The following is a 19,996-nucleotide window of genomic DNA, read 5'->3' as shown; positions in this document are numbered from 1 at the left end:
TCCAATCATCTCGCGCATATTCACTAGCATTGTTTTAAAGGACGTTGCCAACACACCAATTTCATCTTTGGAATCAACCTCAATATCCCCGGTTAAATCTCCATCGGCAACTTTGGTAACCTCAGAATTCAACCTCAATATCGGCCTAGTAATATAACGTGCTAATAGAATGGTAGAAATACTTGCCACCACAATAGCGATTAACCCTACAATTACAATTGTTCTCAAGATGCCATTTGCCAATTGGAGCATATCTTTTTCCAAAAACACTCCGCCTATTTTCCAGCCAGTTTCATTGACAGTGTTAAAAGCCAGCACCCTGTTCTCTCCGTCAAATGTATACCTTTGGACACCTTCCGTTTCTTCCTTGTAGATGTTATCGATGAACGGTAGGTCCTGATCTAACAGGTTTTCCCCAGTCAACGTAGGATGCACCAATGCAACTCCGTAATTGTCCAAAAGAATGCTATATCCACCATATCCAAGTTCTTTTTGTGCAACTAGCTCTTCCAAAGCGGTAATATTAATATCTGTTGCAAGCACTCCCTGTACAACTCCATCTCCTGTTACCGCTTTTGCTAAAGTGATGACCGGTTCACCGGTACTTGAATCTGCATAAACATCTGTATAAATGACCTCACCTGGGCTTTGCATAGCCTGCACATACCAAGCTCGAGTAGTAGGATCGAAATCTGATGGGAGATCCATGGCAGGAGAAGAATAGAACTCTTTTCCGGCGGTTGCCAAGTATAGGACCTGCATGTCAGGGAAATTCCCTAATACCTTGTCGAATCCCTCCAACATAGTCTCCTCATTTGCTGCGGATCCATCTACGAGAAAATTATCGACTAATGAGGTACTCCCATAAGAGCTAAGTATTTTAGAATAGTTATCTAGGTAAATATGAATCATTTCTTCAAGATCTACCATCGCAGCTTCCGCATCTGCAACGACGTCATGATCTATTTTCTTTTTGGCTTGGCTATATGTAACGGCGCCTACACTGGCAATGATCAAAAATATTAGTAACAAAAACGAAAATACCAGTTTGCCTCGTAATGATGTAAACATATTTAAGACTCCTTTATTTTTAACAGATAAACATTTTATCGACATAGTATCTTAAATGTTAAGAAACAAGATAGAAGTCAGTATTTTCAAAAAATGCCATTAAAGCCGCGCCGTCACTAGTGCTCCCATTCCAACGACGATAAACAAAATGCTTAGATACACAGCAAGCATTCCCACTTCTACCGTTTCCACGCCAAGAAGGGCAAGTGTCACGACAATAGCTGCGCTGCCTATGAACACCACATACAGGGCTCCCAAGAAATAGCGTTTCATCAATAGCATACTGCGCTCATCAAATTCGGGTAATTTCGGCTTTCTTTTTTTGCGGAAGAACATGATGAGGAGCACCAAAATTAGCCCTCCCAATGTACCTTGAAACATGGATAGTAGAAGGCTATAATCAAAAACCCCTTCTTCCCGGCCGATTATATAGATCCCCAAAGCTCCACCAATCTGCATGCAAATTAAGATGACTACAAATGCCAACCAGAACCACTTCTTATTATTTTTCATCCTCTACTCCCCTTTTTTCGTCTCTTCTAGATAAAACATTTCCTCAATCGGCACATCAAAGTAGGCAATCAGTTTGAGGGCCAACTCTAAGCTTGGATTGTATTTATTTTTCTCAATGGCATTAACCGTTTGCCTGGTGATTTGTAGATCTTCGGCCATCTTGATTTGTGTAATTCCACGCTTTTGCCGAATTTCTTTAATGTGATTGATTACTGCCACTGGCGTCCCCTCCATAAAAGGTAAAGATATCTTTACATACACTATAAACAAAAAAAGGAAATATGTAAAGATACCTTTACACACTTCCTTTAAAAAATTCACACTGTTGCTTTCCGCTCCATCAGGTTCAATCCAATACCCATAAAGAGGACACCCATGCAAAATAGTACTGAAGCCGGCAGCAAAAATTGCGACAAGGACCAATCCAACAACGTTGCACCCTTTAGCATTTCCATTCCATATGTCATTGGGATCAGTTTGGACAAGGTGAGCAAAGCCTCTGACTGAACGATTTCAAGTGGCCAGTAGGCGCCGCCGATCATGGCCATGCTCACTGATATCAACGGAATGACTGCATCCAATTGCCTTGGGTTGGTGGCAATCGCGCTGATCAGTATTCCAAGGGACACAATCGCAAACAAAAATGGGATAATCACAAGGAGAATCATTGGGTAGCCACCTTTTAAATCTACTCCCAATACGAAGTGAAAAAAGGAGAAAACCAGTGCCAGTTGCGCGTATCCAAGTAAAAAGCTGAAGCTTACATGCCCCAGATATAACTGCACTTTCGTTAACGGAGACAAGATCATCCTGTTCCACATGCCATTTCTCTTTTGCTCCAAAATAGTACTGACTGTATAGGTGACCGTAAAGATAACAAAGAAAAGCGAGAATCCGAACAAAGCCTGCAGAGAAGCATCATAGACGAATTCACTCTCTTTAAAAGATTTTTCCGAAACAGCAAACAATCCGCTGCTTTCTTCTACCTTTTTTCTCAAATCGTCTGGTGTAGCATTGAGTCTTTCCGCTGCGTCTGTGAGCGTGCCCTCTGACTGCACCACGTTCGCTACATGCGACTCTATCAGGGTGATATTGGGAGTGGTGGCACTAAGATAAAGTTTGTAGCTATCCCTCTCCAATTGTAACCCCATATCGATGGTGCCTTTTTCGAGTTTTTCTTTTACCGAGGATTCTTTTTCCGAAACAAAAACGGTATTCTCCGCTTTGGAATTTAGAGCTTGAATCAATTCTGCTTGTTCGGCCTCCGTTAGGGTGGTTGAAAATACAGGGAGTTCTACAGGTTCCCCTTGATTTACCTGTCCGAGTGCAAGGGCAAATACAAACGTTAGTACGATCATACCAATTACCGCAAATGGCTGCCTTCTTAAATACTGTAAATGGTTGATTAATATGGCCCTCATTTAAATCAACCTCCTTTTAGGAAAAATAGGGATGGCGATCAGGAGAAGGCCGATACTCACCACTGCTAGGCGGAAAAGGTTACCAGTAACTGTTGCAAGCTCTCCGCCACTTAATATTTTCAGGTAGCCTTGCAGGGCGGCACCGTTTGGCGTGAAAGATGCGATTGTAAACATCGTGTCGGAAACTTCATTCCAAGGGACAAAGCTTCCGCCCAAGAAAGCAAACACACTGACAAGGAATCCGGAAAACATCGTGGATACCCGTTGCGTTTCAAAGCGGTAATTCAAGGCGGTAATTAGCACTGCCATCGAACCGACCACAAAACTGAAGAAGAGCGTGATGGCAAGGAATCCTAGTAGATCCGGCCATATCACCTGATAAATCAGAGCGGCCAAACCGTATAACGCACACAATTGAAGGAAGCAAATGAGGACTGCTGAAAACCACTTACTTGACGCGTACATCCAAGGGTTCGTATTGGTTAAAAGTATTCGGTCATACACAAATGTGGCTTTTTCATAATAAGCATAGCCAGCTACAAAGGATACGACATATAAAGCAAACATCGTACTCATCCCCACCGCAAAATAACCAAAGGAATCCACTGGCACTTTTCCGTCCACCGTTACTGTTTCCCCTGTGACCTCCGCTACATTCTCGAAACTAGGGAACGCCTGATTCGTTTGTTGAGCCTCTTGTGTCAACACCGTTTGCAAACGCATCTGATCGGTAAAATTTTCTACCACATCTGAGATGATACTAGCTTCTAGCCCCTTATCTTCGTTTAAGTAGAGCTGCAATTCTTTTGTCGTTTCCTGGTTGAAAAATTGCCCTTTCCAAGTCTCCAAGCGAAGCCCCTCTGAAAATTGCAGAACCCCAGCGTATTCGTCATTGGCAAGAGCCGCATCCAGATCTGTTTCTTCTTTTACATTCAGCAAATTTTGAAGTTCCTCTTTCATTACCGTATCAACGAGCAACTCTGGCAAGGAGGTCTGTTCGGCCGCTTCAAGGATTGGTGCTCTGCCTTGGTCAGGAATATTTTCGGATTGCATCCATTCGTCGAATTGCTCTAACTCTGTTTGGAGATCTCCTTGGTCAAGGACCGCCACCTGAGCGTTCAGAGTTACTTCGTCGCCAGAGTTCCCCCCTAATGCAAACCCAAGAATCGTTATTAAAACAAACGGCATCGCAAGCAAGATCAGGACTTCTTTTTTATCCCGCAGCAAGTGAAGGAGGTCTTTTTTGATAAACGCACGTAACACGTTAGATTCCCCCTAATCCCGAAGCTTGCGACCTGTCAGATGCAAAAAGACATCCTCAAGTGTCGGCGCTTTTATTTGTATGCCTTTCAGCGGACTTTCTGTTTGCTTTGCCGCATCAAAAACATCTTCAAGCAGGTTAATTTTCTTTGGAGCAAGCAAGATAATTTTCTTATCAAGAGTAGTTACGGATGAAATTGCCGGAATGCCCTCGAGCTTTTCGATAAATGCCGGGTTGACCTTTTCCACTTCGACCTCGATAGTATGCTCGGAGGAAAGAATATTTTTCACTTCATCCTTTGTCCCGGAGGCAATTACTTCGCCGCGGTCCATAATATAAAGGCGCTGACAAAGAAACTCCACTTCCTCCATGTAATGACTTGTATAGAGAACCGTAATCCCTTTTTCTTCGTTCAGCTTTTTCACCGTCTCTAAGATGTAATTTCTAGATTGCGGGTCGATTCCGACAGTCGGTTCATCCATGATTAAGATTTCCGGTCTGTGAAGTAAGGCCACCGCAATATTAAGACGACGCTTCATCCCTCCGGAAAATTGCTTGACCGGTTCTTTTTGACGCTGCTCAAGGCCTACCAACGTCAGGACTTCTTCGATTCTCTGTTTTAATTCGTTTTTTGGCAGTTTGTAAATCTTCCCGAAAAAGCTCATATTTTCATAGGCAGTCAGTTCCGGGAATACCGCGATCTCCTGCGGCACGACACCCAAGATTTCTCTGAGGTGCTGCGGCTGATCTTTGACACTTTCCCCTTTGAGGAGCACATCCCCGCTTGTCGGGTGGACAAGGGAAGAAAGCATGGAAATCGTGGTGGACTTGCCGGCTCCATTTGGCCCAAGCAGCCCCACCGTCTCCCCTTTTTCTAAGTATAAGTTGACGCCTTTAACGGCTTGCGTGTTTTTGAACGTTTTGGTTAGTTGAATGGCTTCTAGCATGTTCGTTGCCCCCTTTGTTACTTCTACTATACTATCGGCATTGAGGAAGTTAACCTGAAGAAGGTCATTAGTTTGTGAGAGTGGGGGTGACTTTAGTCACTTTTTGTGGTGGAGAGTTTGGACGTAAAAAAGCCCGAATGGATTTCTCGAGCTTCAAGCATGCTTCATTAAAGTCCCCTGTTGCTTCATACCCTGCGGCAATCTCACCAACTTTTAGATGCTTTTTGTTCTGTTCGAGCTGCATCGAGCACTCTATTAGACGGAACGTGCAGTGTTACTTCTGCTTCGGGCGTATTGACCCCGCCTATTTGACCGAACACCAAGTTTCACTTCCGCTTCGGGCGTATAGAGCCCTTCTATTTGACCGAATTCCCGGTCTCACATCTGCTTCAGGCGTATTGACCCCGCCTATTTGACCGAACACCTTGTTTTACTTCCGCTTCGGGCGTATAGAACCCTTCTATTTGACCGAACTCCCAGTCTCACATCTGCTTCAGGCGTATAGAGCCCCTCTATTTGACCGAACTCCCAGTCTCACTTCCGCTTCGGGCGTATAGAGCCCCTCTATTTGACCGAACTCCCAGTCTCACTTCCGCTTCGGGCGTATAGAACCCTTCTATTTGACCGAACTCCCAGTCTTACTTCTGCTTCAAGCGTATAGAGCCCCTCTATTTGACTAAACGCTCCATTTTTAAAGGGCTTCAAGTCTTCAGGTGGATAATATTGGAATTAAACTACAAAACCCGCCTAAACAACCCCATTCCGAATCGCAAATATCGCAAGCTGCGTGCGATCCCGAAGCCCAAGCTTCTGTAAAATGACCGTCACATGATTTTTCACCGTTCCGATAGACAGATACAAGGCTTCTGCAATCTCCTGGTTATTTTTCCCCTCCCCGACTAATTGCAAAATGGACCGCTCCCGGCTGGTCAACTCGACCATCTCCATACTAGAGGGTGCTTGCCCCGGCCGATTAATCAACCTCGGAACCACCTTACCCGCTACAGAGGCATCGATGGAAATCCCTCCATTCAAACAGCTCTCGATCGAGGACAAAAGGTTCGCCGCATCCGCATCCTTCAATAGATAGCCTAATGCCCCAAGCCTCAACGCCTCCATTGCATATTCATCATCTGCAAAAGTCGTCAAGATCAACACCTTCGCTTTCGGGTCACGCTGCCTGATGACCTTCGTCGCTTCAATTCCCGTCATGACAGGCATCCGTACATCCATCAGCACCAAGTCCACCAGGTGCTTTTCATAAGCATCGACTGCTTCCTTCCCGTTTGCGACCTCGGCCACCACCCGAAACGAAGGATGCTGCTCAATCATCATTTTTATTCCTTGCCGAACCAACGCCTGGTCCTCTGCTAGCAATATATTAATCACTTAATATGTAACTCCCTTCAAAGGGAAAATTCCCTTCACTGTAAAATATCCCTCGGTGACTTCCCGCTCCATCCGTCCGTTCAAGCCTTCCATTCGCTTTCGCATATTTTGCAGTCCAAATCCTTCTTCCACAGGACCTGTAACCTCCCCTTTATTTTCCACTTTCACCTGAAAACTGTGTTCTCCGATAATTTCAAGTGTAACGGAGATTTCCTTCGAGCTACCATGCCTCATCGCATTGGTCAACCCTTCCTGTACAAATCGGTACAAAACAATGTTCTGCTCATTGCTAAGTGGCTGCGATAGCACGCCAGTTTTAGTCGTCAACTGCACCCTCATCTGACTTTCCGCTTCCAGCTTTCTAATCAAATGAATCACAGAAGAGATCCCCTGCTCCTCTTCCCCCTGCAAGGCCTTCACTGCTTTTCGCATCCCATCCAGGCTTTCTCTGGCCAACTGTTTGGACTGCTTCACAATGAAAGCAACCTTCTCTTCCCCGGCAGCCTGTTCCGCCACTGCCAACTGCATCATGAGTGCTGTCAGCTGGTGCCCCACAGAATCATGAATATCCCTAGCAATCCGGTTCCTCTCCTCGACTCTGGCAACCTCCTCATTTTCAAGGACCTGCCTTTTTAACACACGATACTCCACCAACAAACTTTTCCACTCTCTATCAAACTTCTCATTATCACGGTAGTATCGATGAATGAGCGCCCCCACCCCGATCAACATGATGAAAAGAAATAGATGATAGAAAAATAAATCAGAAACTGCCAGAACGCTAAGGGTGAACATAACAGGCAAAAGAACAGCCACTGTCGTGAGGACAGCCTGCTTGGTAACGGAAGATTGCATTCCTTCCACCAATAAAAAATAGACCAACAGCCAAGGCAACACATCAAACGGCGTCAGAATAAAGTGTTGCATCAACACTACGGCCCCAGTTGCCAAAAAATACGCAATCCACTTCTCTTTCCAAATCGGCATGGAAAAATAAAGCCCCAAATACATTCCCGCCGCCAAAAGATAGGCAGCCAACAGCGTGCCTGTCAGAGAATAATAGATTGGCATGATTAAAAGAATCGCGCACACAAAACAAAGTTTTATCCAAAGTGAACTAACCCTGCTACCCATAAATCATTCCCGCCTTTATTTTATGTGAATTCTTGTTGTTCCATGAATTGCACTTTTCTCATTTTGAACAAACGTTTGACTAAAAAACTCTCTTCAACTTCTTCATCGTCGCTTCTGATGTAAAACTTTCAAAATGATTCATCAGCTTTTCGGTTGCCTCTTCCTTTTTCAATTCCGGCACTTCTATATAATTTCTATCACACCAATGCTTCATCGTTTCATAAGACGTACTGCTCCACCCATTCTTTTCGCCATTTTCGTCCTGCTTTTCTTTTGTCCCCGATACCACAATATCAAGACTCCCTTGCAGCTCCAGTAATGCCTGGTCAAAGGCTTTCTTCTTTTCTTTTTCCTTCATTCCAGCTTTTGCTCGCAGTACTCTCGTATCAATTCCTTGGTTCTCCGAAATGAGGCTGAAAAGGGACAAAGCTTCACGGGACACTTCTCCTTTTTCGTATCGCTTCTCCACGGTTTCTGTACTTGCAAGTGCAACAAGCATTAGTGGAAGTAAATCCTTTGAGATGAACATCGCTTTTTTCTTAATGAACTTTCCATAAGCCGCCACTCCATCTGCAGCAAAAAGCGTCCTCCAAATCCACGGATCTTTCTCTGTGTCAGAATGCCATGCCTCTTTCGGCGTCATGCCTCCAAGCGATGGGTAATCCTCGAATAACGGCGCAAGCGGAAGCAAGCCCACTTCTTTAATCACTGCAACGGCCTCTTCATATGTATGGATGGTGCTAGTTTGTGTAGTCATTGTAATCCTCTCCTTATGTTTTAGAAATTCTACATCCACCGCAGAGAGTCCTTTAAAATTTTTCCAATTATACCTTGCAATACAAGATAGCTGTGCATATAATAAGAGTATCATGTAATACAAGATAGCCGCAGCACTTCGACTAAGTAACTTGTTATACAAGATACCGGAGCCGAAAATACTTTTTACCACAACCAAAGTAGGTGAACACATGGCAGCAAGAAGCCAGCTATTGAAAGGAATCCTCGATGCCTGCGTGATGGCAATTGTCGAGGAGAAAGCAGTCTATGGGTACGAACTTTCCCAGCAGCTGCAAAAAGTCGGATTGCCGGACATCAGTGAAGGCACCATCTATCCGGTTCTGCTCCGACTTCAAAAAAACGGATTCATCATAGGGGAAATGCGACCTTCCGCTTCCGGGCCAAACCGAAAATACTATTTTCTAACCGCTGCCGGAAAAGAAGAACTTGAACGAATTTCAAGCGAATGGATGCTAATCGCAGGTCCTGTAAGTCAATTATTGCAAAGAGGGGAAAACGGATGAGAGACACAAAGAAATTAATTGAAGAGAACAATGAAAAACGGAAGCTCTTGAGTGATGATAATTTGAAATTGTATGAGGATTTACTCTTATATATCCGTACGGATTTAAGAGTGGCGGAACATGAAAGCGAGGAATTACTGATGGACCTCCTCGACCATATGTTAGAAGCACAACATGAAGGGCGATCAGGAACAGAGCTGCTAGGGTCAGACCCCAAAGCATATGCAGATGAACTGATTGAAGGGCTTCCTAAAGATAAAAAGCGGGATGTGATTCCTTTCATAAGCACCCAGGTCAGTAATTCTTTAGGTTGGTTCGCTCTCGTGCTTTCCATTGTTCACTTGATCATGCCTTTTTTTACTGAGATAAAAGCACCTTCTCCTATAGGGAATTTAATAGTATTAGCTTTGGCTGTTCTAGGTGTGTCCGCTCTAGGAGTGAAAGTAATCTTCACCTTAGTTCGTTCGAGCCTTTTCAGTGAAAAGAAATCAGCTAAACGCGCCTATCTAAAAGCTGGCCTTTTTGGTGGAGGTTCCTTCGCGCTGATTTTATTGTTCTCCTGGCTTGTTCCTGATTTCGGCCCAAGAATTTTGATAGAATGGTGGATTTACCTGATTATCGCGCTCATTCTACTAGGCACAGGAAAATTGATTCAGCGCATCTATCAAACCCATTAAACGAAAGGAGAACACCAAATGAACCATTTACCATTATCCAAAAAGAGCCAAACGTTCATAGAAAATTTACGAATCTACCTATTTTCCTGTGGCAAAAAGACAAATGAAATTGATGAGATAACGGATGAGCTAGAAGTGCATTTATACGAAGCGGAAAAAGAGAATAAGAGTGTCGAGCATATCATCGGAAGCTCCCCGAAAGAATACATGGAGCAGATCTCCGGCGAAATGTCCTTTGATGTACGCGGCTGGGCTAAATATGTTCCAATCATTATACTTGGTGCATTCTCCGGCATCGTCCTGAAGGATATCGTCTTTGGCGGATTTCAATATTCGCTGGTGGAGCTGATTGGTTACCCGCTAGTTTGTATCATCTTGATCCTTGCCTACATGGGGACCTTCAGGCATATCGCCAGTCATACTTTTTCCAAGTCAAAGGAGTTCTTTTTCTTTGGTTTGGTGAGCTTTCTATCGATTGCCATGTTCCTTGGATTAATGTTCCTGCCAAATTATATCGATTCACCGATTATTATGCTCGGCTATTACGGCAACCTTATTGTCGCAAGTATGGCCATCTCGTTTTTAATTGGGATTTCAATTTGGAGTAAGACGATTGTTTCCATTGTGCTTCCTATCTTCTACATTGTACCGGAATACTTGGTAGCCCTTACCGACCTATCGGCAGAAAACCAGTTATTGAGCAGCAGTCTTATCATGTATGCATTAATCGGGGCTTATTTATTCTTCGAGCTTAAGAGGACATCCACCTCTGCAAAATAAAAACTGGGAGCTGCGCGTTTTTAATCACGTCAGCTCCCATTCTATTTCATCGATTCTGCTTCGACACGGTCCATATACTCCTGCACAACTTTATTATTGCTCTTCTCACTGCCAAGCTTCAACATCGCCCGCCCCACAAAGTTGACACCTTTGTTATGGCCTGCATAAATGAAGCGTGTATGCGTCTCATCCACCTTTTCCAGCGTAAAAGACAAATTGATTTCAAATGCCTTTCCGAGTACAAAAGCTATTTGTTTATGTTTCCTATCGGGCTTGTCCTCATAAGCAAGCGTCTCCACGATATACGTTTCCACCCGCTTGCCCTCGCGATATGTTTGGCGGTGTTTGGCCCCTACCTCTGTTTCTGTTTTTTCTATTAGCGTATGCTCTTCCACTTTCGGCATGGTTCTTTTGATATTTTTGTCGAGGAAGAGTTCCCACACTTTTTCAATAGGAACAGGTATCACACGTTCTTCTTGCCATTGAATCATTATTTTGTCTCCTTCCCTGACGCCAAGAAGGCATCTATTTCTTCTGATTTTTGTTGCAACTCTTCTATTTGGAGGCGGATCGTTTCTTTCTTTTGAATGAGTAAATCTTCAAGGTGTTCGAACGATTCATCTTCCATCACCGAAATCATCTCTTGAATGGTGAACCCAAAGCTCCTCAGTTTCACTAAAAGTAAGGCCAGAAAATAACTGCCATCATCGTAATACCGGTAGTTGTTATTAGGATCGATATAAGCGGGCTCGATCAGCTTCACTTCCGCATAATAGCGCAGAGTCTCCTTGCTGAGCCCGGTCATCTCGGAAAATTCACTGACTTTGTACATTTCTTGCCCTCCTTTGTTTAGTTTAAACTGTGTGGTGCACCACATGGTCAATGGGGAATTTTTAATTTGTGTGTGTTGAGATAGTTTTGCGCTAAAAACAGGCAAAGTAATACGTTTTAATGCAGTTCCAAAAGCGTTCGGTCATTTTGTTCGTTGTTTCGGACACTTTCCCCCCTTATTCGTAAGGGGTTCGGTCAATTGAGGGTATCCCTTCGGACAACTTTTTGCTACCTTTGGACACCTCAAAATTTCGTTCGGACAACTAAGGGAAATCTTCGGTCACTTTCGCCAAAACTTCGGTCAACTTTGGAAAATCTTCGGTCAAAATCCGGAAATCTTCGGACATTTGATCCTTCCGCCAACCCAGACCCCAAAACCATAAAAATTAAACCCACTTTTTAAAAAAACACCCAAGTGCAGCAACTAGCGCCTCCTTAGGTGTTCATCATTATTCCTTGCCTACCAACTCGACTAAGGTATACTCCTCAGTATCTAAATCATATTCAAAAGAAATCGTATACTCTTTTCCAACCTCAAACTGGCCACAGAATGCTTCTGCATCCTCTTTGTTCTCCGCTTCATAATGATAAGTCAGCCCATTATAATCTGTTTCGGTAACTGAACAACGATAAGCACCGTTCTCCGCTTCTGTCACGGCCACACTCTCCACCGTAATTTGATCCTCACCGGATGCTGAGGGGAAATACGTATACATCACAAACGTCGTAATGAGCAATATTGTACCAACAACAAGCGAAATGCGCCCTTTTTTCTTTTCTGATCGAACAAGCGTCGTGAACACACCGAATCCGATTAGACCAAAACTAATCGCAAATAAAACTAAACCAAAAATATACATCTCTGTACCCCCGTTTCTATTCTCTACTTCCCATTATATATCAGACAACCCATATCATTCATACTTTTTCATGGAGTTCAAAAATCCCCTACCACTCCAAGCGGTAAGGGATCAAAAACCTATCATTCAAAAAAATACTTCCTAGTCCTCATCTGCACGTTCAAAACAATCCCAACTGCGATCATATAGGTCAGAAGCGAACTCCCTCCGTAGCTGAAAAACGGCAGCGGGATACCTGTAATAGGAAGCAGTCCAATTGTCATCCCAATATTTTGGAACACTTGGAAAGTCAGCATGCCGATAACCCCTGCGCAAAGGTAAGTACCGTACGTATCATGGCATTCCATAGCGATGAAGGTAATTTTATAGATTAAGAAAAAGAATAACGAGATGACAACCGTCGCCCCCATGAAACCGAACTGGCTGGCAATGGCCGCAAAGATAAAGTCTGTGTGTGCTTCAGGCAGGTAGACATTCATCTCACCGTAGCCTGAACCCGTGTATTCCCCAGAACCGATGGCAAGCAAGGATCTTACCAGTTGGAAGCCTTGTACATCCTGGTATTCATAGGGATTCAACCAGCCGTAGAAACGGTCCAGTTGATATTCAGGGATTAGATACGTATGGAAAAATGTTGGGTGTGCAATGAAAATATATAAGAACAATGCAATGAATCCTAACGCTGCACCGACTAGTGATAGGATAATGCTCCATTTGATACCTGAAACGAGGATCATGGCTGCGATAATCGCACAGTATACCATGGTTGTCCCCATATCCGGCTGTTTCGCTACTAGAAATAATGGAATACTGGAGGCGGCGATTATTTTTCCAAGAAGCAAATAACTGTCGCGCAATGTCGCTACTTCATATTGGGCGCGATGGTCGGCAATAATTTTACTTAACACTAATATGATGGAAATCTTCATTAATTCTGAAGGTTGGATATTACCAAGGCCAGGCAATGTGTACCAACTTGTTGCCCCTTTTATCGTGCTGACAAGAGAAGATGGAACGTTAAACTCCAGCCCGAGTAACAGAACGACTCCCATGCCGTATGTAATCCAAGCCAAGTTTCGTAAGTAGTCAAAATGTATCAGCAATGATATGCCGATACCAATCGCTCCGACAACGAACCACATTAGCTGTTTTTGCATAAAGTTTATGTTCTGCAATACTGGCGGCAGGGTAGGTTCTACACTCTTTAACGCAAAAAGGCTTGCAACTACCATAATCCCCATAAGAAAAATCAGTGTGGTATCCAACTGAGGTTTATAGTCTTTTTCCACTGTTTTCTCTCCTATCTCTACTTATACTTTTTCTTTTAAGGTTGTTTATATTATTATTTAAGTTAATGATATGTTTAATAATAGAATAACCTATAAAGCATATTAGAGAAAAACATAAAGGTCAATCCATAAAATTATGGATAATGCATGTGAAGGTGGAAAAAGGGGAAATTAGAACTAACTTATTTTAGGAGGACTACATACTTTGTTTATTGCATTAGCTTTTTTCCTGTTTATGTCTTTTTTCTTATCTGGAAGTGAAACAGCCCTGACAGCTGTTAACAGGATGAAAATCCAAATTAGAGCAGAAAACGGGGATGTTGCTGCCCAGAAACTAATGAAACTGATTGAACGCCCTGATCAGTTTATTACAGCTATTCTTATTGGAAATAACATCGCTAATATTATGTTACCAACGCTTGTGACACTTATCGCAATTGATTACGATTGGAGTGTAGGAGTCGCTACGGCTGTATTGACTGTTGTACTTATCATTTGCGCAGAGGTGGTGCCTAAGTCCATTGCCGCTACTTTTGCTAATAAAGTGGCTTTCATTGTTGCACCTGTCATTTCCATTCTACTTTTTGTCTTAAAGCCCCTGATCTTTTTGCTTTCTATCCTGACTAATTTCATCATCCGCCTTCTTTCTAGAGGAATGGTCCAAGAGGCGACTCTTTCCAAGGAAGAGCTTAGAACGATGGTGGATATCGGCCGCACGGAGGGTACCTTTTACGAAGAAGAATCGCAGCATATTCTCGGTGCCATTGATTTTTATACCAAGGATGTCCGTGATGCGTTGAAGACACCGCGAATTGAGATTCACGGGTTGCCTTGTGATATTACTTTTGAAGACGCGAGAAGCTTTGTAATGGATAGCAGTTATACCCGTTATCCTGTCTATAAAGATAATATGGATAACATCATCGGTGTGTTTCATGCTAAATTTTTGTTGAATTGGTCTTTAAGACCGGAATTAGAAATTAAGGACTTTATGGACACAAGTCCACTGTTTGTAGCTGAATCCACTTCCATCGAAAAAGTATTTAAGATGATGCTCAAAGAGAAAAAACATATGGCGATTGTTATTGATGAGTACGGTGGGACGACAGGGCTTATCAGTCATGAGGATATTATTGAAGCGATGATTGGGCAGGAAATTGAGGATGAGACGGATGAGTCCGGGGAAATTCTTATTGAAGAATTAACAGACACTCAAATTATCTGTCATGGAAAAATTGCCATCCGACGTTTTAATGAAGTGTTTAAAACAAAGGTCCCCGAAGAAGAGGACACGGTTGCAGGGTTTCTTTTCAAAGAGCTTGGACATATTCCAACTGAGGGCGAATCCCTTGAATACCATCACCTTCACTTTGACATATTGAAGATGGAGGACAATGTCATCAAGCAAGTGAAAGTGAAGAAAAAAGCCAATTAAACGTAAAGAGGGTGTCGCTCTTCTTCTTGGAAGAGCGACACCCTCTTACTTTTTATGACTGTTGATGCTGATTTGTTAGTGCATGTAGCTGAAGGCCAACTTGCTTTACCTGGTGATTTTCCATTTCAAGTACAGTCCAAATGTTCTCACCATGTTTAATATGTTGCTCTTCATCGTCTTCCAAGTCCTGCAGCATTACCTGCATCCAGCCACCAATCGTATCAATATCATCTTTTTCATCAAATATTATCCCGAATTGGTGTTCAATATCTGTCAACAAGACAAGACCATTTATATGAAAAAGATCTGTTTCAATTTCTTGAATATCCTCTACTTCATCGGCATCAAATTCATCACGGATTTCTCCCACGATTTCTTCGAGGATATCTTCCATCGTAATGATACCTGCAGTACCACCGTATTCATCAATTACTAATGCAATATGAACTTGTTCTTCCTGCATTTTTAACAATGCGTCTTGCAGGGAGGTCACCTCATGAATTAGTGGAAGCTCGTGTAGGAAGTCTTTCATCTCCCCTGCTCTGCCAGCAGCGAAGTTTGTCAGCATTTCCTTTACGTTCACAAATCCGAGAATATTATCTTTGTCCCCATCCTCTGTAACAGGGTAACGGGTGTATTGGTGTTCATCCAATACGCTGATAATTTCTTCTTTAGACATGCTATTAGATAAAGTGACGATTTGCACACGCGGGATCATGATGTCCCTTGCGACTCTTTCGTCAAAAGTGAATATATTTTCCATGTAGGATAGTTCTGTTTGATTAATTTCTCCACTTTCAAAACTTTGCGTCATAATGATTTTAAGCTCTTCTTCTGAATGGGCCTGCTCATGACTTGCAGGTTGTACACCGAACATGCGAAGCAACACACGCGCTGAACCGTTCAATGTCCAGATTAACGGGTACATCAGTTTACCGAACCAATATAACGGTCTCGCAATAAGCAATGTCATTTTTTCTGCAAACTGAATCGCAAGCGTCTTTGGTGCTAACTCTCCCACCACTACGTGTAAGAATGTGACTAGCGAGAATGCCACCGCAAACGAAACAACTGTAGAAACAGACGTAGGTACTCCAAAGTTTTCAAATAAAGGATACAGAAGTCTTTCCACAGTCGGTTTTCCTAACCAACCAAGACCTAATGCTGTTACCGTAATACCAAGCTGACAGGCGGATAAGTAATAATCCAGATCCGCAATAAGCTTTTTGGCCACGACCGCTGTCTTGTTTCCTTCTGCAATCAATTGATCCACTCGGGACATACGCACCTTTACCACTGCAAACTCCGATCCAACGAAGAACGCTGTTAAACCTATTAACAAAGCCACTAAAAGTAAGTTCATAATTAATATACTGTCAATATCCAATTGTTTCCCTCAAAAAAAGGGATTCACCTCCGAAATTTTCCACTTTTATTTTTTCTACCTTTACCTTTAACTATTCCACCTAATTTTAGATTAGAACTCTCCCCCAGTCTGAATATTAAAAACCCTCCACCAAAAACTGGTAGAGGTTTTATTTGTAAAGTTATTTAACCTATACCTAAGTGGCAAAGGTCTCGCAAACAACATGTTTAATGTTGCCAGTTAAGCCGGTGACTTTAATTGTTGTCACGGATTGACGACATAACTGTCAGCTACTCCCCTTTGGAGTATTATAAGCTCTAAAAATCAGAGCGATAGTTTAAACTCATAAACTATCAAGAAAAATTCTATTATAGTTTTGTTGTAAAGTCAATATTTGTAGATTAGTAGAAAAATTCCTACTCCCTTTAAAAGGAGTAGGGACTTGGTATACCTTACTGTTTTTGCATTCCTGTGTAGATATAGATGGCATCCCGCAGGAATTCTGCTGTACCAGTTTGTTTTTTATCATAAAAAGCTGTAAATCGCTCGTCATCCACATACATCTGAGCAAGTCCGGCATGCGCTTCCTTGGAATAAGAGTCCCAGTAATAACCTAACCATTGGCGATGCAGGTCGGCGGCTTTTTGTGCAAGCTCTCCTGCAGGGTCACCAGTTTTGAATGCTTCGTTCAAGACGTTCAGCACCTCTTCCCCAAGCTTTTCTCCTTGTTCGTATTGACCCTTGGACATGCCTTTTACTTTAGCGTTGGATTTATCGATCGTCTCGTTGCCGTATTTTCCTCTGATTTCTTCGCCATATTTTTCTTCGTTTTCATCTATCATATTCTGCTTAAATGATTCAAACTTCTCTTTATCACTCATAGTAATACTCCCTTCTTTCGCAGCCAGTGTCCGGTCTACACTTTCAATGAGGCCCTCAAGCCGCTTTTGCTTTGTCAGAAGCTTGTCACGGTGTTCTTTAAGTGCTTCCACTTCATTAAAGGATGGAGCGTTGATGATTTTTTGGATGCTTTCGAGATCCAGTTCGAGCTCGCGGTAAAAGAGGATTTGCTGCAGCATATCCACTTCCGCCTGCCCGTAGATGCGATACCCCGATGCACTTATTCTCGCCGGCTTGAGAATCCCAATCTCATCATAATAACGCAGCGTCCTGCCTGTCACTCCAGCCAATTTTGCTAATTTCTGTACGGTGTATTCCACCATTGATCACCTCCTGACAAATTCAGTGTACACCTTGACGTTGCGTAAAGGTAAATAGGTTTTTAAAAAATAGGCCTATATGTTTACTGTTTAAGTTTGAATATTCTGCATTTTAATTCTTTCGTCTTATATCCCCTCACTTTCATTCCTTTTATAATGGAAACAGAAGTAATGTTTCAATTTTTCTGTAAATTATTGAAATTTTATTTCAGTTTTTTGTAAGCGTTTACTAATAAACAAAAAGAAAGCGAGGGGCTACAAATGAAATTTGGACAAGCATGTAAGTACATAATGATTACCGCATTATTATTCTCCTTCACTCTCCCTCTTTTTACAACGAAAGGGAGTGCAGAAATGAGTCAGCAGCCAAAGCATGAGATGAGGGCAGCCTGGATTGCCACAGTTCAAAACATTGACGTGCAAGCAGGATTGAACGAAGCAGACTATACAGCATGGGTAGAAGAAACGCTTGATTTTCTAAAAGGTAAAAACTTTAATACGATCATTTATCAGGTAAAACCTACAGCAGATGCTTTTTATCCATCTGAAATCGATCCTTGGTCCAAATATGTTACTGGAGGTGCACAAGGAACAGACCCAGGTTATGACCCGCTCCAAATTATGATTGATGAATCTCATGCGCGCGGTATCGAAGTGCACGCTTGGGTTAATCCGTATCGTGTGACGATGCCTTTTGAAACATTAGAAAGCCTTTCTGAGGAAAATGTTGCAAAGGAACATCCTGAATGGGTGGTTAGATACGGTTTTCAATACTACTTGAATCCTGGTATTCAGGAAGTGCAGGATTACCTACTTTCAACTGTCGAGGAGCTTGTAACGAACTATGACATTGAAGCGGTTCATATGGATGATTACTTCTATCCATATCGCAGAGCTGGAGAGGAATTCCCGGATCAAGCGCAATTTGAAGCAGATCCGCGCGGTTTTGATAATATCGAAGACTGGAGACGCGACAACGTAAACAACCTAGTGTCGGCCATCAATGACACGATCAAAGAAACAAAGAGCTGGGTACAGTTTGGAATCTCCCCATTTGGTGTTTGGAGAAATATCGCAATGGATCCGACAGGAAGCAATACACAAGCCGGCCAAACAAACTATGATGACCTATATGCGGATACAAGACAATGGATCAAAGACGGCAGTATCGACTACATCACACCGCAAATCTACTGGTCCCGCGGTTTTGCAGCAGCCGATTACTCCATCCTGCTTGACTGGTGGAGCAATGAAGTCGAAGAATATGCCCATAACCATCCGGTGAACCTGTATATCGGAACAGCGGACTACAAGGTTGGAGACAATTTTGACCAGAACTGGGATAACCCATACGAGCTTCCTGAACAGATTCTAGACAACCGCAAAGACGAGAATACGCAAGGACAGATGCACTTCTCGCTTAGACAAATCATTAAAAATAACATTGGTTATGCAGATATATTAACAAACGAAATCTATATAGAGCCTGCACTCGTTCCTGCAACTCCGTGGAACGGCGAAAAGCTTCCACAAAAGCCAAACACGGTGAAAGCAGTTAAAACAGAAGGCAGTATCACCCTAACAATCGATGATAAAAAGCATTCTGACGCAAGGAAATATGTTATCTACCGTTTCGATGGGATGAAAGAAGGAGATTATAACAATCCTGCGAATATTGTGGATGTTGTGTATGCAACAGAAGGTGTTACCACTTATATTGACAGCACCATTGAGGAAGGCAAGCGCTATACGTATGGCGTAACCTCCGTTTCCAATACTGGGTTGGAAAGTAAGGATGCGAAGATTGTAAAGGTTGTAAAATAAAGACACCTCTGAAAAAAGCGCTTGGCGGGCTACATTGCTAACCAAGCGCTTTCTCTTTTCTTATTAGTCCACCGTTACCGCCGTCCCATAAGCAATAATCTCGGATGCATTCGTCATGACGCTCGAGGTTTCCAAACGTACACAAATAATAGCATTCGCCCCTTTGCTCTTTGCATCCTCCACCATCCGGCCGATTGCTTTTTGACGAGCCTCCTGCATCATTTCCGAGTATTCCTTGATTTCACCCCCGACAATCGTTTTCAGTCCTGCCAATAGATCCTTCCCAATATGTTTTGATTGCACCGTGCTACCTTTCACAAATCCCTTCAGATCCACAATCTTTTTCCCTGGTACCGACTCAGTAGTCACTATAATCATTTTTGTCATCCTCCTCTTTTTCTTTTGCACGCTCTACAATAAGCACAATGAATAGTGCTAGGAGTGCAAGCACATAAAATATGTAAAACATAACTCCTAACCAAATATTAACTATAAGCAGGGCCACACCGACCACTTGCCCGAGGATTACTACAAGCACCAGCACCTTCTTTAGAGTTTCGATCATCCTCATCCCTCCACCACTACTATTCCCCACCCAACAAGAAACTCCTTGTACCATTGACATTATATTTTCCCGCCTCACTTTTCATACATGAATGGGACAAATTTGCTCATTA

The 19,996-nt window shown here is 42.8% G+C and carries 22 protein-coding genes and 1 pseudogene; 5 read left to right on the top strand and 18 right to left on the bottom strand.

Annotation, left to right across the window (positions count from 1 at the left end):
- Positions 1 to 24: 24 nt before the first annotated feature.
- The 10 genes and pseudogenes from M313_RS26970 to M313_RS0110710 all read right to left on the bottom strand — a co-directional run.
- A pseudogene (locus M313_RS26970) lies at positions 25 to 930 on the bottom strand (cache domain-containing protein); the annotation flags it as partial.
- Between the two features lie 240 nt (positions 931 to 1,170).
- A complete protein-coding gene (locus tag M313_RS0110750) occupies positions 1,171 to 1,584 on the bottom strand; it encodes a hypothetical protein (protein ID WP_010195063.1) in 414 nt (137 codons plus the stop codon).
- Positions 1,585 to 1,587: 3 nt separating this feature from the next.
- The gene (locus M313_RS0110745) at positions 1,588 to 1,803 is read right to left on the bottom strand and encodes a helix-turn-helix transcriptional regulator (RefSeq protein ID WP_010195061.1); all 216 of its coding nucleotides are present in this window, start codon (positions 1,801 to 1,803) and stop codon (positions 1,588 to 1,590) included.
- A gap of 98 nt (positions 1,804 to 1,901) precedes the next feature.
- On the bottom strand, positions 1,902 to 3,005 hold the full coding sequence (locus M313_RS0110740) for an ABC transporter permease (protein WP_010195058.1): 1,104 nt from the start codon (positions 3,003 to 3,005) through the stop codon (positions 1,902 to 1,904).
- The gene (locus tag M313_RS0110735) at positions 3,006 to 4,268 is read right to left on the bottom strand and encodes an ABC transporter permease (protein WP_010195057.1); all 1,263 of its coding nucleotides are present in this window, start codon (positions 4,266 to 4,268) and stop codon (positions 3,006 to 3,008) included.
- Between the two features lie 12 nt (positions 4,269 to 4,280).
- Positions 4,281 to 5,213, bottom strand: a complete 933-nt coding sequence (locus M313_RS0110730) for an ABC transporter ATP-binding protein (protein ID WP_010195055.1) — start codon at positions 5,211 to 5,213, stop codon at positions 4,281 to 4,283.
- A gap of 67 nt (positions 5,214 to 5,280) precedes the next feature.
- Positions 5,281 to 5,457 carry a hypothetical protein gene (locus M313_RS25835; protein WP_010195053.1) on the bottom strand — a complete coding sequence of 59 codons (177 nt, stop codon included), beginning with the start codon at positions 5,455 to 5,457 and terminating at the stop codon, positions 5,281 to 5,283.
- A 503-nt stretch (positions 5,458 to 5,960) separates the two neighbouring features.
- Entirely contained in the window at positions 5,961 to 6,602 is a 642-nt protein-coding gene (locus M313_RS0110720) for a response regulator transcription factor (protein ID WP_010195052.1), read from the bottom strand.
- Positions 6,603 to 7,736, bottom strand: coding sequence for a sensor histidine kinase (locus tag M313_RS0110715; RefSeq protein ID WP_010195050.1), 1,134 nt, complete (start codon positions 7,734 to 7,736; stop codon positions 6,603 to 6,605).
- Positions 7,737 to 7,815: 79 nt separating this feature from the next.
- Positions 7,816 to 8,493, bottom strand: a complete 678-nt coding sequence (locus M313_RS0110710; RefSeq protein WP_010195048.1) for an AlkZ-related protein — start codon at positions 8,491 to 8,493, stop codon at positions 7,816 to 7,818.
- Positions 8,494 to 8,704: 211 nt separating this feature from the next.
- On the opposite strand from M313_RS0110710, the gene M313_RS0110705 reads away from it, so the two are divergent.
- The 3 genes from M313_RS0110705 to M313_RS0110695 are packed head-to-tail and all read left to right on the top strand — an operon-like array spanning position 8,705 to position 10,494.
- The gene (locus tag M313_RS0110705; RefSeq protein ID WP_010195045.1) at positions 8,705 to 9,037 is read left to right on the top strand and encodes a PadR family transcriptional regulator; all 333 of its coding nucleotides are present in this window, start codon (positions 8,705 to 8,707) and stop codon (positions 9,035 to 9,037) included.
- Complete coding sequence (locus M313_RS0110700) at positions 9,034 to 9,714, top strand: DUF1129 family protein (protein ID WP_010195043.1); 681 nt, start codon at positions 9,034 to 9,036, stop codon at positions 9,712 to 9,714. Before M313_RS0110705 ends, M313_RS0110700 begins: the two co-directional genes overlap by 4 nt.
- Positions 9,715 to 9,732: 18 nt before the next feature.
- On the top strand, positions 9,733 to 10,494 hold the full coding sequence (locus tag M313_RS0110695; protein WP_010195040.1) for an HAAS domain-containing protein: 762 nt from the start codon (positions 9,733 to 9,735) through the stop codon (positions 10,492 to 10,494).
- Between the two features lie 41 nt (positions 10,495 to 10,535).
- On the opposite strand, the gene M313_RS0110690 is transcribed toward M313_RS0110695, so the two are convergent.
- From M313_RS0110690 to M313_RS0110670, 4 genes are all read right to left on the bottom strand, one after another.
- Positions 10,536 to 10,985 carry an SRPBCC family protein gene (locus M313_RS0110690; protein WP_010195038.1) on the bottom strand — a complete coding sequence of 150 codons (450 nt, stop codon included), beginning with the start codon at positions 10,983 to 10,985 and terminating at the stop codon, positions 10,536 to 10,538.
- Positions 10,985 to 11,326 (bottom strand): MerR family transcriptional regulator, encoded by a 342-nt coding sequence (locus M313_RS0110685; protein ID WP_010195036.1) that lies wholly within the window; start codon positions 11,324 to 11,326, stop codon positions 10,985 to 10,987. Before M313_RS0110685 ends, M313_RS0110690 begins: the two co-directional genes overlap by 1 nt.
- A 448-nt stretch (positions 11,327 to 11,774) precedes the next feature.
- On the bottom strand, positions 11,775 to 12,185 hold the full coding sequence (locus M313_RS0110675) for a hypothetical protein (RefSeq protein ID WP_010195034.1): 411 nt from the start codon (positions 12,183 to 12,185) through the stop codon (positions 11,775 to 11,777).
- A 122-nt stretch (positions 12,186 to 12,307) separates the two neighbouring features.
- Complete coding sequence (locus M313_RS0110670) at positions 12,308 to 13,474, bottom strand: FtsW/RodA/SpoVE family cell cycle protein (RefSeq protein ID WP_010195033.1); 1,167 nt, start codon at positions 13,472 to 13,474, stop codon at positions 12,308 to 12,310.
- A gap of 205 nt (positions 13,475 to 13,679) precedes the next feature.
- Here M313_RS0110670 and M313_RS0110665 point away from each other — a divergent pair, with 205 nt between their 5' ends.
- A complete protein-coding gene (locus M313_RS0110665; RefSeq protein ID WP_010195032.1) occupies positions 13,680 to 14,909 on the top strand; it encodes a hemolysin family protein in 1,230 nt (409 codons plus the stop codon).
- A 52-nt stretch (positions 14,910 to 14,961) separates the two neighbouring features.
- On the opposite strand, the gene M313_RS0110660 is transcribed toward M313_RS0110665, so the two are convergent.
- Both M313_RS0110660 and M313_RS0110655 read right to left on the bottom strand, forming a co-directional pair.
- Entirely contained in the window at positions 14,962 to 16,290 is a 1,329-nt protein-coding gene (locus tag M313_RS0110660; protein ID WP_034774788.1) for a hemolysin family protein, read from the bottom strand.
- Between the two features lie 437 nt (positions 16,291 to 16,727).
- Entirely contained in the window at positions 16,728 to 17,495 is a 768-nt protein-coding gene (locus tag M313_RS0110655; RefSeq protein ID WP_010195030.1) for a MerR family transcriptional regulator, read from the bottom strand.
- A 261-nt stretch (positions 17,496 to 17,756) separates the two neighbouring features.
- Here M313_RS0110655 and M313_RS0110650 point away from each other — a divergent pair, with 261 nt between their 5' ends.
- On the top strand, positions 17,757 to 19,319 hold the full coding sequence (locus M313_RS0110650; RefSeq protein WP_010195029.1) for a glycoside hydrolase family 10-like protein: 1,563 nt from the start codon (positions 17,757 to 17,759) through the stop codon (positions 19,317 to 19,319).
- A 63-nt stretch (positions 19,320 to 19,382) separates the two neighbouring features.
- Here the strand turns inward: M313_RS0110650 and M313_RS0110645 are convergent, their stop codons facing one another.
- Together M313_RS0110645 and M313_RS0110640 are read right to left on the bottom strand one after the other, a co-directional pair.
- On the bottom strand, positions 19,383 to 19,697 hold the full coding sequence (locus M313_RS0110645) for a YbjQ family protein (protein WP_010195027.1): 315 nt from the start codon (positions 19,695 to 19,697) through the stop codon (positions 19,383 to 19,385).
- Positions 19,678 to 19,884 (bottom strand): hypothetical protein, encoded by a 207-nt coding sequence (locus M313_RS0110640; RefSeq protein ID WP_010195025.1) that lies wholly within the window; start codon positions 19,882 to 19,884, stop codon positions 19,678 to 19,680. The genes M313_RS0110645 and M313_RS0110640 overlap by 20 nt, the downstream gene beginning before the upstream one ends.
- Between the last annotated feature and the right edge of the window lie 112 nt (positions 19,885 to 19,996).

Source organism: Bacillus sp. m3-13, assembly GCF_000175075.1.
In the GTDB taxonomy this organism is placed as follows: Bacteria; Bacillota; Bacilli; order Bacillales; family Bacillaceae_I; genus Sutcliffiella_A; species Sutcliffiella_A horikoshii_C.
Note: the sequence above shows the minus strand (reverse complement) of the source record. Positions and strands in the feature narration are given on the sequence as shown.

What these genes read in the sequence shown, in the direction of transcription:
- M313_RS0110685 (WP_010195036.1), bottom strand. Translation starts at nt 11,326, where the DNA reads ATGTACAAAGTCAGTGAATTTTCCGAGATGACCGGGCTCAGCAAGGAG.
- M313_RS0110675 (WP_010195034.1), bottom strand. Translation starts at nt 12,185, where the DNA reads ATGTATATTTTTGGTTTAGTTTTATTTGCGATTAGTTTTGGTCTAATC.
- M313_RS0110645 (WP_010195027.1), bottom strand. Translation starts at nt 19,697, where the DNA reads ATGATTATAGTGACTACTGAGTCGGTACCAGGGAAAAAGATTGTGGAT.
- M313_RS0110705 (WP_010195045.1), top strand. Translation starts at nt 8,705, where the DNA reads ATGGCAGCAAGAAGCCAGCTATTGAAAGGAATCCTCGATGCCTGCGTG.
- M313_RS0110715 (WP_010195050.1), bottom strand. Translation starts at nt 7,736, where the DNA reads ATGGGTAGCAGGGTTAGTTCACTTTGGATAAAACTTTGTTTTGTGTGC.
- M313_RS0110690 (WP_010195038.1), bottom strand. Translation starts at nt 10,985, where the DNA reads ATGATTCAATGGCAAGAAGAACGTGTGATACCTGTTCCTATTGAAAAA.
- M313_RS0110750 (WP_010195063.1), bottom strand. Translation starts at nt 1,584, where the DNA reads ATGAAAAATAATAAGAAGTGGTTCTGGTTGGCATTTGTAGTCATCTTA.
- M313_RS0110650 (WP_010195029.1), top strand. Translation starts at nt 17,757, where the DNA reads ATGAAATTTGGACAAGCATGTAAGTACATAATGATTACCGCATTATTA.
- M313_RS0110700 (WP_010195043.1), top strand. Translation starts at nt 9,034, where the DNA reads ATGAGAGACACAAAGAAATTAATTGAAGAGAACAATGAAAAACGGAAG.
- M313_RS0110740 (WP_010195058.1), bottom strand. Translation starts at nt 3,005, where the DNA reads ATGAGGGCCATATTAATCAACCATTTACAGTATTTAAGAAGGCAGCCA.
- M313_RS0110695 (WP_010195040.1), top strand. Translation starts at nt 9,733, where the DNA reads ATGAACCATTTACCATTATCCAAAAAGAGCCAAACGTTCATAGAAAAT.
- M313_RS0110640 (WP_010195025.1), bottom strand. Translation starts at nt 19,884, where the DNA reads ATGATCGAAACTCTAAAGAAGGTGCTGGTGCTTGTAGTAATCCTCGGG.
- M313_RS0110730 (WP_010195055.1), bottom strand. Translation starts at nt 5,213, where the DNA reads ATGCTAGAAGCCATTCAACTAACCAAAACGTTCAAAAACACGCAAGCC.
- M313_RS0110710 (WP_010195048.1), bottom strand. Translation starts at nt 8,493, where the DNA reads ATGACTACACAAACTAGCACCATCCATACATATGAAGAGGCCGTTGCA.
- M313_RS25835 (WP_010195053.1), bottom strand. Translation starts at nt 5,457, where the DNA reads ATGCAGCTCGAACAGAACAAAAAGCATCTAAAAGTTGGTGAGATTGCC.